Source organism: Saccharomonospora sp. NPDC046836, assembly GCF_040645195.1.
Taxonomy (GTDB): domain Bacteria; phylum Actinomycetota; class Actinomycetes; order Mycobacteriales; family Pseudonocardiaceae; genus Prauserella_A.
In genome coordinates, this window is the sequence record NZ_JBEYXW010000008.1 from 1 (window position 1) to 13,455 (window position 13,455).

The window sequence follows — 13,455 nt, forward strand, 5'->3', positions numbered from 1 at the left end:
CAGTCACCATGACTCCGTCATGGCTCCCTCCTCCGCCTTGCGATGCATCCATCTGGATCACCGCTCGCACGGAGGACGGTTCCCAGACGCGCTCTAAGACCGCATCTGCCACGATGGCGGTGTGATCGACCTGCGCACGACGCACGCCGCTGACCTGGACACCTCGGCAGCGGACGCGATCCGGGCCCTGCTGTGGGATGTGTTCGACGAGCTGACCGAGCACGACTGGGAGCACGCGCTGGGCGGCGTTCACGTGCTCGCGTGGGCGGATGGTGAACTACTCGGCCACGGTTCGGTGATCCAGCGGCGCCTGCTGCATGGCGGCACGGCATTGCGGGCCGGCTATGTCGAGGCCGTCGCGGTCCGCGCGGAGCACCGTCGCCGTGGTGTCGGCGGCGCGGTCATGGCGGAGCTCGAACGGGTCATCCGTGCCGCCTACGACCTGGGTGCGCTCAGTTCGAGCGACGAGGGCCTGGCGTTCTATGCCGCGCGCGGCTGGCAACGCTGGCAGGGGCCGACGTTCGCGCTGACGCCGGCGGGCACCGAGCGCACGGCCGAGGACGACGACAGCGTGTTCGTGCTGCCGGTCACCAGGCCGGTGGACCTGGCGGGTGAGCTGACCTGCGACTGGCGCGACGGCGACGTGTGGTGACGCCTGTTGTGGCGGTCTTGTGCCGCACGTGGGGTGTGCCACTGCCGCGCCGGGAAGGTCGTCACCGCCGCGGCGGTTGTACCGCTTATGCGGGCTGATCATGAGACGGAGGTCGCCGTCATCGGTGCCGGGCAGGCGGGATTGTCGGCGGCTTACTTCCTGCGCAGGGCCGGGCTCGGCAACGGTTCGGGCTTCGTCGTGCTCGACCACGGCAAGCGTGCGGGCGGCGCCTGGCAGTACCGGTGGCCGTCGCTGCGGCTCGACAAGGTGCACGGTCTGCACGACCTTCCGGGCTTCGCGCTCGGCGAAGCCAACGGAACCCGGCCCGCGGCGGATGTGGTTGCCGAGTACTTCGACCGCTACGAACGCACCTTCGACCTGCCGGTACACCGGCCGGTGGACGTGCTCGCGGTACGGCGGTCGGGCGATGGCCGATTCCTCGTGGAGAGCGCGACCGAGACCTGGGCCGCCAGGGGAGTGATCAACGCGACGGGCACCTGGGACCGGCCGTTCTGGCCGTACTACCCCGGCCAGGAGACCTTCACCGGCAGGCAGTTGCACACTGCCGACTACACCGGCGCCGCGGAGTTCCGCGGCAAGCACGTCGCCGTGGTCGGCGGCGGGACCTCGGCGGTACAGCTGTTGCTGGAGATCGCACCGCAGGCCGCCGGGACCACCTGGGTCACCCGCACGCCGCCGGTGTTCCGCGACGCGGAGTTCACCCCCGAGTACGGCCGCGAGGTGGTGGCGAAGGTCGACACCTTGGTGCGTGACGGCAAACCACCGCGCAGCGTGGTCAGCGTGACCGGCCTTCAGCTCACCGCCGAGGTTCGCCGCGCCCGCACGGCGGGGATCCTGGACCGCAAGCCGATGTTCGAGCGCATCACGCCGCACGGTGTGGTGTGGGCCGGCGGCCGCGAGCAGCGTGCCGACGTGATCCTCTGGGCCACCGGCTTTCGCGCCGCACTCGATCATCTGCGCCCGCTGCGGCTACGGGAACGCGGTGGCGGAATCCGGATGGACGGCACACGGGTGGTCGCCGCGCCGAGACTGCATCTCGTCGGCTACGGCCCGTCGGCCAGCACCGTCGGGGCCAGCAGGGCAGGCCGCAGCGCGGTTCGCGAACTGCTGCAGCTACTCGGTTAACACGCTCTCGCGCCTCACCCGCCCGGGTTAAGTTGATCTTCTGCCGTGACCTTCAGATAGGTGTCCTGGTCCTCACGCCGTGCACATGTCCAATGTGTACATTATTTTCCAAAGTGGAAGGACCATTGTGGACAATTCACGACCAAGACTGAGACGCAGGGGCCGGCGGATCGCGGCGATCGGCGGGGCGGCGTCCCTGCTGGCGATCGGTGGCCTGTTGGCGAGCGGTGCGTTCGCCGGTGCTGCGACCTCCTCGTCCCAGCAGTGGATGACGAGCGTGTCCACGCCCACGTCGCCGGGTGTCGGACAGACGATGACCGGCACGTTCGGTGACAGCGGCGTGACCGCGACGATCCAGGTCGTCTCGGGAACCAACAACGATGCGTGGCCACGCCCCAGCGGCCCGTTGGCAGGGGCCAATGTGGACGAATTCATCGAGCCTGATGTCCCCGCGGACTCCGCGAGTGTCCTTCAGGGGGTGGTGGGTGACGATGCGTTCACGCAGGTGATCACCTTCAACAAGCCGGTCATCGCGCCGATCCTGCATGTCGCCAACCTCGACAGCAGCTTTGTGTCCATCGGTGGCAGGACCACGACCGGTGCCCCGATCAGCCTGTCGACGCTGTCGAAGAACGACGAGATGGACGTCACCCCGGACGGCGACTCCACGTTCCTGAACCGCGAAACCTCACCGGCTGTGGTGGGTGGCTGCCAGGCCAACGATGGCTCCAACCCGGTCGGTGCCTGCGGTTCCTTCGTGCTGGGTGGCGGGCCCGTCCAGTCGTTCATGATCTACAACCAGCACGTCGACTCTGGTGATGGCTGGGTTTACTCGCTGTCGTTCCCGACCGCGTCGCTGACCAAGAGCTTCGACCCTTCGACGATCACTGAAGGCGACTCCGGGCAGCTGAGCTTCTTCATCACCAACCCGGTCAACGTCGGCCAGCCGGATCTGTCCCCATTGGACTTCACCGACACGCTTCCGGCCGGGGTGACGATGGCCGACTCGGCATTCACCACCAACGGTCAGTGCGGCACGCCATCGGTGACCAACCCGGCTGGTAACGCGCTCAGTGCCGGTGATCCGGGCATCAGGGCGGCCAACCTGTCGGTTGCGGCGGGTGCGACGTGCATCATCACGGTGAACGTGACGTCGAGCACGGCGGGCACCTACACCAATGACAACAGCAACCTGTCGACCGATATCGCGAACCTGGTTCCCGACACCAGCACCGACCTCGTAGTGGTGCCGGTGCCGCTGATCAGCCTGCTGGTCGGCGGGGCTTCCCTGGCACTGGGTGCCGGTGGGCTCGGCCTGGCTCGCCGCAGGACGCGCGTCCAGTGACGATTCGCTAGTTGTCGTTTGTGGACTGGTGGTGGCCCCGGCAACCGGGCCACCACCAGCCCACCTGTTCCGGAGGCTTCTGCGCTAGACCCCGACGGTGCCGTCGATGCCCTCGCGCAGGAAGTCGGCATGACCGTTGTGGCGGGCGTACTCGTGGGTCAGGTGCAGCATGACCAGCCGCAGCGACACCTGCTCACCCCAGCGCGCGTTGTACCCGGTGACATCGAGTGACTCGGCTGCCTGCTCGATCCGGCGGGAGTGCTCGACCTCGGCCTGCCAGACGCCGAAGGCCTTCGCGCGGGTGGCGGTGCTCGCATCGTAGGCCGCCTGGTAGTCCCCGTCAGCCGACCACACGAGCGGGACGTCCTCGCCGCCGATGACCCTGCGGAACCACGCGCGCTCCACCTCGGCCAGGTGCCGGACCAGGCCGAGCAGCGACAGTGACGACGGGGGCATCGACCGGCGGCGCAGGTCCTCGTCGGAGAGGCCGTCGCATTTCCCGGCGAGTGTGGCGCGGTGGAAGTCGAGGAAGGCACGCAGCATCTCGCGCTCGCCTGCGATCAGAGGTGGTGTGGGGCGATCGATCACCCCGGCATTGAACGCGGGGGCTTTCCATCCAGCACACTTGGCGGGGTCGGTGTCACGTCCCGCAGCCGGTTGCGGGCCTATACACTGACGCTCACAACTGAACATCGGCCGTCACGAGCCCGAGCGGGAGAGACCTCGTCGACAGACGGGGCACCGAAGGAGCAATTTCCCCGCCAATCTCTCAGGTACCAGATACCGCTCAGGCCAGGCCACTCTGGAAAGCAGGCGCGACGTCGCGCCTCACCCAAGGTGAAAGCCGCGCCGGCGGTGAAACTCTCAGGTGCCATGACAGAGGGGGAGTTCCCGAACCGCTGAGTGAGGAGCTCCCGGATGTCCACGTTCGCCGATCGTCACATCGGGCCCGCCGAGCACGAGCAGTCCAAGATGCTCGCCGAGTGCGGCTACCGCAGTCTCGACGCACTGGTCGCCGCAGCCGTGCCCGCCGCCATCCGCAGCGCGGGCGAGCTGGACCTGCCGCCCGCGGCCACCGAGGTGGAGGCCATCGCGGAGCTGCGGCAGCTCGCATCGCGTAACCGTCCGATGACGCAGATGATCGGCCTCGGCTACTACGACACGATCACACCCGCCGTGATCCGGCGCAACGTGCTGGAGAACCCGGCGTGGTACACCGCCTACACCCCGTACCAGCCGGAGATCTCGCAGGGCAGGCTCGAAGCGCTCCTCAACTTCCAGACCATGGTCGCCGACCTGACCGGGCTGACCACCGCCAACGCCTCCATGCTTGACGAGGGCACCGCGGTGGCCGAGGCCATGATGCTCATGCGCCGCGCGGCCAAGGCGAAGTCGGCGACGCTCGTGCTCGACGCGGAGTGCCTGCCGCAGACGATCGCCGTCGTGCGGACCCGCGCCGAGGCGGTCGGCATCAAGGTCGACGTCCGTGACCTCACCCAGGGCCTGCCCGCGGAGTTCTTCGGCGTGGTCGTGCAGTACCCCGGCGTGTCCGGCGTGCTGCGGGAGCCCGGCTTCTACACCGCCATCGGCGAGGCCGCCGAGCAGGCCAGCGCACTCTATTGCGTGGCAGCCGACCTGCTCGCACTGACGCTGATCAGCGCACCCGGCGAGTTCGGCGCCGACCTGTCCGCCGGATCGACACAGCGCTTCGGCGTCCCGCTCGGGTACGGAGGCCCGCACGCCGGATACCTCGCCGTGCGCGCCGGGCTGGAGCGCTCACTGCCCGGCCGCCTGGTCGGGGTGTCGATCGACGCCGCGGAAGCGCCGGCCTACCGGCTCGCGCTGCAGACCAGGGAACAGCACATCCGCCGGGAGAAGGCCACCAGCAACATCTGTACCGCGCAGGTGCTGCTCGCGGTGATCGCCTCGATGTACGCCGTCTACCACGGTCCGGATGGGCTCAAGCGCATTGCCGAACGCGTGCACGGTCACGCCGCGGCCCTGGCGGCCGCGCTGCGCGCCGGTGGGGTCGAGGTCGTGCACGACACGTTATTCGACACGGTGCTGGCGCGGGTACCCGGCAGGGCTGCAGAGGTGGTCGCGACCGCGCGCGATGCGCGCATCAACCTCGGCCACGTCGACGCCGACCACGTGCGGGTGGCGTGTGACGAGGCCACAACGCCGGAAATCCTCGCCGGCGTGCTGCGGGCCTTCGGGGTGCCCACCGGGGCAGGGCAGGCGAGTGCGCTGCCCCAGGCGTTGCTGCGCACCAGCGAGTACCTCACGCACGAGGTCTTCCACACCCACCGCTCCGAGACGGCGATGCTGCGGTACCTACGGCGACTCGCGGACCTGGACTACGCGCTCGACCGCGGGATGATCCCACTCGGTTCCTGCACGATGAAGCTCAATGCGACCACCGAGATGGAGCCGGTCACCTGGCCGGAGTTCGCCGGGCTGCACCCGTTCGCCCCTGCCGGGGACGCCGCCGGTTACCACGAGCTGGTCCGCCAGTTGTCGTCGTGGCTGTGCGAGGTCACCGGCTACGACAGCGTGTCACTGCAGCCCAACGCCGGCAGCCAGGGTGAGCTGGCCGGCCTGCTGGCGATCCGCGCCTACCACCGGGCCAACGGGCAGCCCGAGCGGGACGTGTGCCTGATCCCGTCGTCGGCGCACGGCACCAACGCCGCGTCCGCGGTGCTCGCCGGGATGCGCGTGGTGGTGGTCGCCTGCACTGCAGACGGCGACGTCGACCTCGCCGACCTGCGCTCCAAAGTGGACAAGCATCGCGACACCCTTGCCGCGATCATGGTCACCTACCCGTCCACGCATGGCGTCTACGAGACCGGCATCGCTGAGCTGGCGGGCATCGTGCACGAGGCAGGCGGCCAGGTCTATGTGGACGGTGCGAACCTCAACGCGCTGCTCGGCCTCGCCAAGCCGGGCGAGTTCGGCGGCGATGTCTCACATCTGAACCTGCACAAGACTTTCTGCATCCCGCACGGCGGTGGTGGTCCTGGCGTCGGCCCGGTCGCGGTGCGCGCGCACCTGGCGCCGTACCTGCCCAACCACCCGCTGCTCGACGAGGCCGGACCGGACACCGGCGTCGGTCCGATCTCGGCAGCGCCGTACGGTTCGGCCTCGATCCTGCCGATCTCGTGGGCGTACGTGCGCATGATGGGCGCGGCGGGACTGACCGAGGCGACCCAGGTCGCCGTGCTGGCGGCCAACTACGTCGCGGCCCGGCTAGCCCCGCACTACCCGGTGCTCTACACCGGACAGAACGCGCTCGTCGCCCACGAGTGCATCCTGGATCTGCGCCCGCTGACCAAGCAGACGGGCGTGACGGTCGAGGACGTGGCCAAGCGCCTGATCGACTACGGTTTCCACGCACCGACGATGTCGTTCCCCGTCGCGGGCACACTCATGGTCGAGCCGACCGAGAGCGAGGACCTCGCCGAGATCGACCGGTTCTGCGAGGCCATGATTTCGATTCGCCGCGAGATCGACGAGGTCGCGGCGGGCCGCTGGCCGGTGGAGCAGAGCCCGCTGCGGGGCGCCCCGCACACCGCGGAACAGCTCGCCGGGGACTGGGACCTGCCCTACGACAGGGCCCTCGCCGTCTATCCCGGCCGGACCGCGGCCAAGGGCAAGTACTGGTCGCCGGTGCGGCGCATCGAGGGCGCCTACGGCGACCGCAACCTCGTGTGCTCGTGCCCGCCCGTCACCTCCTACGAAGGCTGATGCACAGAATGCAGCGGCGGCACTCGACGCAACCACAGAGCGCGCTCCGGCCGAAGGCCCCGCGATCGCGTTGCGCGCGACGCCGCCACAACACAGAAGGCTGATCCGTCCAATGAAGACTCCACTGTACGAAGTACACGCAGGCCTCGGTGCGTCGTTCACCGATTTCGCCGGCTGGTCCATGCCGGTGCGCTATTCCAGCGAGCTCGCCGAGCATCGCGCGGTGCGGGAAACGGCCGGGTTGTTCGACCTCTCGCACATGGGCGAGATCGAACTGACCGGGCCACAGGCGGGTGCGGCGCTCGACTACGCGCTCGTCGGCCAGCTGTCCGCGGTCGCGCAGGGTAGGGCCCGCTACACCATGATGTGCACTCCTGCTGGTGGTGTGCTGGACGACCTCGTCGTGTACCGCCTTGCCGAGGACCGTTTCCTGGTGGTGGCCAACGCAGGCAACGCCGCGGTGGTCGCCGCGGAACTCGCCGTGCGCGCAGGCGGATTCGAGGCGGAGGTCACCGACCGCTCGGCCGGTACGGCACTCATCGCCGTCCAGGGACCGGCCGCCGCCACCATCGTCGGTTCACTCGCCGACGTGGACCTGCCGGCACTGAAGTACTACGCCAGCACACCCGCCGTGGTCGGCGGACAGGACGTGCTGCTCGCCAGGACCGGGTATACCGGGGAGGACGGCTTCGAGCTGTACGTGCCTGCCGAACAGGCAGCCGGAGTCTGGCGCGCGCTGGCCGAGGCGGGCGAGCCGCACGGCCTGCTGCCCGCCGGGCTCGCCTGCCGGGACACCCTGCGCCTGGAGGCCGGCATGCCGTTGTACGGCAACGAACTGGGCACCGGGCGTTCGCCGTCCGCTGCCGGGCTCGGCCGTGTCGTGAAGTTCGGTAAGCCCGGCGACTTCGTCGGCAGGGCGGCACTGGTGGCGCTGGGCGAACCCGAGCACGTGCTGGTGGGGCTGCGCGGCACCGGACGCCGCGCACCCCGGCACGGCTACCGGATCCTCGCCGACGGCGCCGAGGTCGGCGAGGTCACCAGCGGTGCGCTGTCCCCGACGCTGGGCTACCCGATCGCCATGGCCTACGTTTCCCGCGAGGTCGCCGAGCCCGGCACGGCCCTGTCCGCTGACATCCGTGGCCGCCTGGAACCGGTCGAGATCGTTTCCCTGCCCTTCTACAAGCGACAGTCCTGATCCCCGAGAGGCCTTCCATGAACATTCCGCAGAATCTCAGCTACACCAAGGAACACGAGTGGGTTCAGCTCGACGATGGAGTGGCCACCGTCGGTGTCACCGCGTTCGCGGCCGAGTCGCTCGGTGACGTCGTGTTCGTCCAGCTGCCCGCCGTCGGTGACACCGTCACCGCGGGTGAGGTGTGTGGGGAGATCGAGTCGACCAAGTCGGTCAGCGAGCTGTTCTCACCGGTCAGCGGCGAGGTGACCGAGGTCAATAAGTCTGTTGTGGACGCACCGGAGACCGTGAACGCCGATCCCTACGAGGCGGGCTGGCTGTTCCGGGTGCGTACCGCGACCGTGCCGGATCTGCTGGATGCCGCAGCTTACGCCGAGCTGATCCAGGAGGCGTGACCATGAGTTCGTTCGATGCCCCACTGTCTGTTGTGGACCCCGAGGTGGCGGCGGCGGTCGCGGCCGAGCTGGACCGGCAGCAGTCGACGCTGGAGATGATCGCCTCCGAGAACTTCGCACCGGTCAGCGTCCTCGAGGCGCAGGGCTCGGTGCTGACGAACAAGTACGCCGAGGGCTACCCGGGCAGGCGCTACTACGGCGGTTGCGAGCACGTCGACGTGGTGGAAACGCTGGCCATCGAGCGGGCGAAGGCGCTTTTCGGCGCTGAGCACGCCAATGTGCAACCACATTCCGGCGCGCAGGCCAACGCGGCGGCGATGGCCGCGCTGCTGGAGCCCGGCGACACGATCCTCGGCCTCGACCTTGCGCACGGTGGGCACCTCACCCACGGCATGCGGCTCAACTTCTCTGGCAAGCTCTACGAAGTCGTGGCCTACCACGTCGACCGCGAGACCGGCCGCATCGACATGGCCGAGGTCGAGAGGCTGGCCGTCGAGCACCGGCCGAAGCTCGTGATCGCGGGCTGGTCGGCCTACCCGCGTCAGCTGGACTTCGCCGAGTTCCGGCGCATCGCCGACTCCGTCGGGGCGTTGCTCATGGTGGACATGGCACATTTCGCCGGCCTGGTGGCGGCCGGCCTGCACCCGAACCCGGTACCGCATGCCGATGTGGTGACCACGACGACACACAAAACGCTCGGCGGTCCGCGTGGCGGCATCATCCTCAGCCGTGCCGAGCACGCCAAGAAGATCAACTCGGCGGTGTTCCCCGGTCAGCAGGGCGGACCGCTCGAGCATGTGATCGCCGGCAAGGCGGTGGCGTTGAAGATCGCCGCGAGCGAGGAGTTCCAGCAGCGGCAGGGGCGGGTGCTCGACGGTGCCAAGATCCTCGCCGCACGACTGTCGCATCCGGACTGTGCCGCCGCCGGAGTTCGGGTTCTCACCGGTGGAACCGATGTGCACCTCGTTCTCGTCGACCTCGTGGAGTCCACATTGGACGGAAAGCAGGCGGAGGACCGGCTGCATTCCATCGGCATCACGGTGAACCGCAACGCGGTGCCGTTCGACCCGCGGCCGCCCATGATCACCTCGGGATTGCGGATCGGCACACCGGCGCTGGCCACGCGCGGCTTCGGCGCCGACGACTTCACCGAGGTCGCCGACATCATCGCGCTCGCGCTGCGGTCCGACTTCGACGAGGCCACCCGGCGCGAGCTCGGCGCGCGGGTGACGTTGCTGGCCGAGAAGCACCCGCTGTACGCGGACGTGGCTGAGGCACCAGGGCCCGGAGTGCGGCAGTAGTGCGCCCGTGTCCGAACTGTTGCTGACGTCACTTGGGTGTCTCGAATGCCTGGGTTAGGCTCAGCTAAGCCTTCCCTAAGTGAGGGTTGGCTCAGCTAGCTAGTCGTCGGCTCGAGGGCAGTCGACCCGAGCCGGGAGTGAGTCGACCCGTGACACTGGACGTGGCCCCGCCGGAGGTGGCACAGCCTGCCGCCCTCGGCGTGCCGTTCGCCCAGGGGCTGGCCCGCTACGGTGACCGGCTGGCCATGGTCGGCCCCGACGGCACGGCCATCACCTATGCCGAACTCGCCGATCGCGTGGCGGCGACCGCGCAACGCCTCGGCACTGTCCGGCGCCTCGTCCTGGTGGCTGCCACGAACGACGTCGAGCCGCTCGTCACCTACCTCGCCGCGCTCGCCGCCGGGCATCCGGTGCTGGTCACCGCCGCCGACGAGGGCGGGCGCCTCGACTCACTCATCGCGGCCTACGACCCCGACGTGGTGCTGCGGCAACAGGGCCGTACCTGGCGGCTCACCGAGCGGCGCGCAGGTACCCGGCACCGGCTGCATCCCGAGCTGGCTCTGCTGCTGTCGACATCCGGCTCCACCGGGTCGCCGAAGCTCGTGCGGCTCTCGCGGGACAACCTGCAGTCCAATGCCACCGCCATCGCGGACTATCTCGGCATCCGCGGCACCGATCGCGTGCTCACCTCGCTGCCCCTGCACTACTGCTACGGGCTGTCGGTGGTCAACAGCAACCTGCTGAGCGGTGCCGCCCTGCTGCTCACCGCCGACTCCGTCGTCGAGGACGCGTTCTGGGAGCTGGCCCGGCGCTGGCGGGCGACCAGCCTGCACGGCGTGCCGCACACCTTCGAGCTGCTGGAGGCCGTCGGGCGGGAGCTGGACCTGCCGAGCCTGCGCTACGTCACGCAGGCGGGTGGGCGGCTCGACCCCGCCAGGGTCCGCGATCTGACCGCTCGCGCCGCGCGGCAGGGGTGGCGGCTTTTCGTCATGTACGGCCAGACGGAGGCCACTGCGCGGATGGCGTACCTGCCGCCCGAACTGGCCGCCACATACCCGGGGGCCATCGGGGTGCCGATCCCGGGCGGGTCGTTCGAGCTCGACGACGACGGCAGCGGTGAGGGCGAGCTCATCTACCGCGGACCGAACGTGATGCTCGGCTATGCCGAGTCGCCCGCGGACCTCGCGCTGGGCCGCAGCGTCCACGCGCTCGCCACCGGCGACATCGCCCGCCGCACCGACGCCGGGCTGTACGAGATCGTCGGCCGCAGGAACCGGTTCCTGAAACTGTTCGGGTTGCGCGTCGATCTCGGACAGGTGGAGCGGCTGCTCGCCGAGCACGGCTACACCGCGGCCTGCTCCGGCGACGACGAGGGGCTGGTCGTCGCGGTCACCCGGGACGCGGGCGGGGCGCGGGCACTGGTGTGCGAACGCGTCGGGCTGCCCCCGGACCGTGTCCACGTCACGGCGTCCGCCGACCTGCCGCGCCTGGCCAGCGGCAAGGTGGACTACACCCGCATCCGGCGTGCGCCCAGCACGTTGCGCGAGGCGTTCGGCAGGGTCCTCGGCCACACCGGCATCGACGGCGACGCCACCTTCGTGAGCCTCGGCGGCGACTCGCTGACCTACGTGCGCATGTCCATGGAGCTGCAGAAGCTCCTCGGCGCCGTCCCGGACCGCTGGCCCACGATGACCGTGCGGGAACTCGAACGGCTCACACCGCGGCGCCGCCTGCTGCGCACGGTGGAGACCGGCGTCGTGCTGTGGGCGGTCGCGATCCTGCTGGTCGTCGGCACGCACATCGCCCTGTTCGACATCAGGGGCGGCGCGCATCTGCTGCTGATACTGGCCGGGTGGAGCTTCGCCCGGTTCGGCCTCGCGCAGGCACAGCACGACAAGGCCGGTTCGCGTGTCCTGCGCGGCGCGGCCAGGATCGCGGTGCCCAGCGTGCTGTGGCTCGCCTACCGTGCCGTGACCGAAGGCGATGTCGTCCTGCCGAACGTGTTGTTGATCAGTAACTACGCGCCGGGCGCGGTCGCACGCGGCTACTGGTTCATCGAGGTGCTGGTGCAGACGTTGCTCGTCTTCGGGCTGCTGTTCTGCATTCCCGCCCTCCGGCGTTTCGAGCGCGCGCACGCCTTCGGCCTCCCGTTGGCCACGCTCGGCGGCGCGCTCGTGCTGAACCTCGCACTCGACGGTGTCGGCCAGGCCTTCGACAACGCCATGAGCACCCACGGCGCGCTGTGGTTCTTCGTGCTCGGCTGGCTGGCCCAGCGGGCGGCGACCAGACCACAGGCGTGGCTCGTCGCGGCGCTCGCACTGCTGCTCGTGCCGGGCTACTTCGGCAGCCAGGTGCGCGAGGCGGTCGTCATCGGGGGACTGGTGCTGCTGCTCGCGGTGCCGCGCCTGGCGTTGCCGGCGCCGCTCGCACGGCTGGCCGGCGTCGTGGCGAGCGCGTCACTGGCCATCTACCTCACCCACTACGCCGTCTACCCCGAACTGCTCCCGCATCTGTCCCCGCTGACGGTGCTGCTGGTCAGCGTCGTCAGCGGGATCGGTGCGTGGCTGATCGCCGACCGCGGTGTCCGCGCGGCCCGAACGTTGTTGTGAAACAAGGAGGATCTGTGTTGTTCCGTCATCGTGTCCGGGTCGGTGCGCTCGTCGCCGCGCTCGTTCTGCCGCTCGCCGCCTGTGGTGGGGACCAAGCGGGCGCCGACTCACTGGTGATCTACTCAGGGCGCAACGAGGGGCTGGTCGGCGGTCTGCTGGACCAGTTGGAGGACGCGGTCGGGATGCCGGTCGAGGTCCGCTACGGCGGCAGCGCCGAGATGGCCGCGCAGCTGCTCGAGGAGGGCGAGAGCACGCAGGCCGACGTGTTCTTCTCCCAGGACGCCGGCGCGCTCGGTGCGTTGAGCCAGGCGGGCAGGCTGGCCGCGTTGCCTGCCGACGTGCTCGACCTGGTGCCGGAGAAGTACCGCGCCCACGACGGCACCTGGGTGGCGACCTCGGCGCGCGCCCGTGTCGTCGCCTACGACCCGGCGCAGGTCGCCGAGGCCGACCTCCCGGCGAACGCCGACGACGTACTGGACCCGAAGTGGCGCGGCAAGATCGGCTTCGCGCCGACGAACGCGTCCTGGCAGTCCTTCGTCACCGGTCTGCGGGTGCTCCGTGGCGACGACGGCGCGCGTGAATGGCTGACCGCGTTCGCCGCGAACGACCCGCAGTCGTACAAGAACAACGGCGCCGTGCTCGACGCAATCGACAGCGGCCAGATCTCACTCGGCCTCGTCAACCACTACTACTGGTACGAGCGGGTCGCCGAGCGGGGCCGCGATGCGGTCACGACACAGCTGCACTTCGTCAGTGGCAACGATCCGCTCGCGCTGGTCAACGTTGCGGGTGCCGGTGTACTCGCGGGCAACGACTCCAGCGACGCGGCCGTGAGCGCCGTGCGCTTCCTGCTGTCCGAGCAGGCACAGCGCTACTACGCCGACACCACCGCCGAGTACCCGGTGACGCCAGGCGTGACTTCCACCGAGCACGATCTGCCGGCGCTGTCGGACGTGCAGTCACCGGACATCGACCTGTCCCAGCTGGCATCGCTGCAGGAGACGCTCGCCATGCTGCAGGAAGTGGGCCTGACCTGACCACCCTCGCCCGCGCCCGTTCGGCGCCCCTGCT

At 69.6% G+C, this 13,455-nt stretch carries 10 protein-coding genes and 1 riboswitch; of the genes, 9 read left to right on the forward strand and 1 reads right to left on the reverse strand.

What is annotated here, in order from left to right; translation table 11 throughout:
- Nucleotides 1-121: 121 nt before the first annotated feature.
- The 3 genes from ABZ863_RS12235 (at nt 122) to ABZ863_RS12245 (ending at nt 3,143) form a co-directional block, all read left to right on the forward strand.
- The gene (locus ABZ863_RS12235; RefSeq protein ID WP_358534412.1) at nt 122-652 is read left to right on the forward strand and encodes a GNAT family N-acetyltransferase; all 531 of its coding nucleotides are present in this window, start codon (nt 122-124) and stop codon (nt 650-652) included.
- A gap of 87 nt (nt 653-739) precedes the next feature.
- On the forward strand, nt 740-1,798 hold the full coding sequence (locus ABZ863_RS12240) for an NAD(P)-binding domain-containing protein (protein WP_358534414.1): 1,059 nt from the start codon (nt 740-742) through the stop codon (nt 1,796-1,798).
- A gap of 127 nt (nt 1,799-1,925) precedes the next feature.
- Nucleotides 1,926-3,143, forward strand: a complete 1,218-nt coding sequence (locus ABZ863_RS12245; protein WP_358534416.1) for a hypothetical protein — start codon at nt 1,926-1,928, stop codon at nt 3,141-3,143.
- A gap of 84 nt (nt 3,144-3,227) precedes the next feature.
- Here the strand turns inward: ABZ863_RS12245 and ABZ863_RS12250 are convergent, their stop codons facing one another.
- A complete protein-coding gene (locus tag ABZ863_RS12250) occupies nt 3,228-3,686 on the reverse strand; it encodes a DinB family protein (RefSeq protein ID WP_358534752.1) in 459 nt (152 codons plus the stop codon).
- Nucleotides 3,687-3,845: 159 nt separating this feature from the next.
- Nucleotides 3,846-3,939: riboswitch (glycine riboswitch) on the forward strand.
- 122 nt (nt 3,940-4,061) lie between these two features.
- On the opposite strand from ABZ863_RS12250, the gene gcvP reads away from it, so the two are divergent.
- The 6 genes from gcvP (at nt 4,062) to ABZ863_RS12280 (ending at nt 13,421) form a co-directional block, all read left to right on the forward strand.
- Nucleotides 4,062-6,887 carry an aminomethyl-transferring glycine dehydrogenase gene (gene gcvP / locus ABZ863_RS12255; protein ID WP_358534418.1) on the forward strand — a complete coding sequence of 942 codons (2,826 nt, stop codon included), beginning with the start codon at nt 4,062-4,064 and terminating at the stop codon, nt 6,885-6,887.
- 112 nt (nt 6,888-6,999) lie between these two features.
- The gene (gcvT, locus tag ABZ863_RS12260; protein WP_358534420.1) at nt 7,000-8,082 is read left to right on the forward strand and encodes a glycine cleavage system aminomethyltransferase GcvT; all 1,083 of its coding nucleotides are present in this window, start codon (nt 7,000-7,002) and stop codon (nt 8,080-8,082) included.
- A gap of 17 nt (nt 8,083-8,099) precedes the next feature.
- On the forward strand, nt 8,100-8,474 hold the full coding sequence (gene gcvH / locus ABZ863_RS12265; protein ID WP_358534422.1) for a glycine cleavage system protein GcvH: 375 nt from the start codon (nt 8,100-8,102) through the stop codon (nt 8,472-8,474).
- 2 nt (nt 8,475-8,476) lie between these two features.
- Nucleotides 8,477-9,775, forward strand: a complete 1,299-nt coding sequence (gene glyA / locus ABZ863_RS12270) for a serine hydroxymethyltransferase (RefSeq protein ID WP_358534424.1) — start codon at nt 8,477-8,479, stop codon at nt 9,773-9,775.
- Between the two features lie 149 nt (nt 9,776-9,924).
- Nucleotides 9,925-12,384, forward strand: coding sequence for an AMP-binding protein (locus tag ABZ863_RS12275; protein WP_358534426.1), 2,460 nt, complete (start codon nt 9,925-9,927; stop codon nt 12,382-12,384).
- A gap of 14 nt (nt 12,385-12,398) precedes the next feature.
- Nucleotides 12,399-13,421 (forward strand): iron ABC transporter substrate-binding protein, encoded by a 1,023-nt coding sequence (locus ABZ863_RS12280; protein WP_358534428.1) that lies wholly within the window; start codon nt 12,399-12,401, stop codon nt 13,419-13,421.
- Nucleotides 13,422-13,455 lie beyond the last annotated feature (34 nt).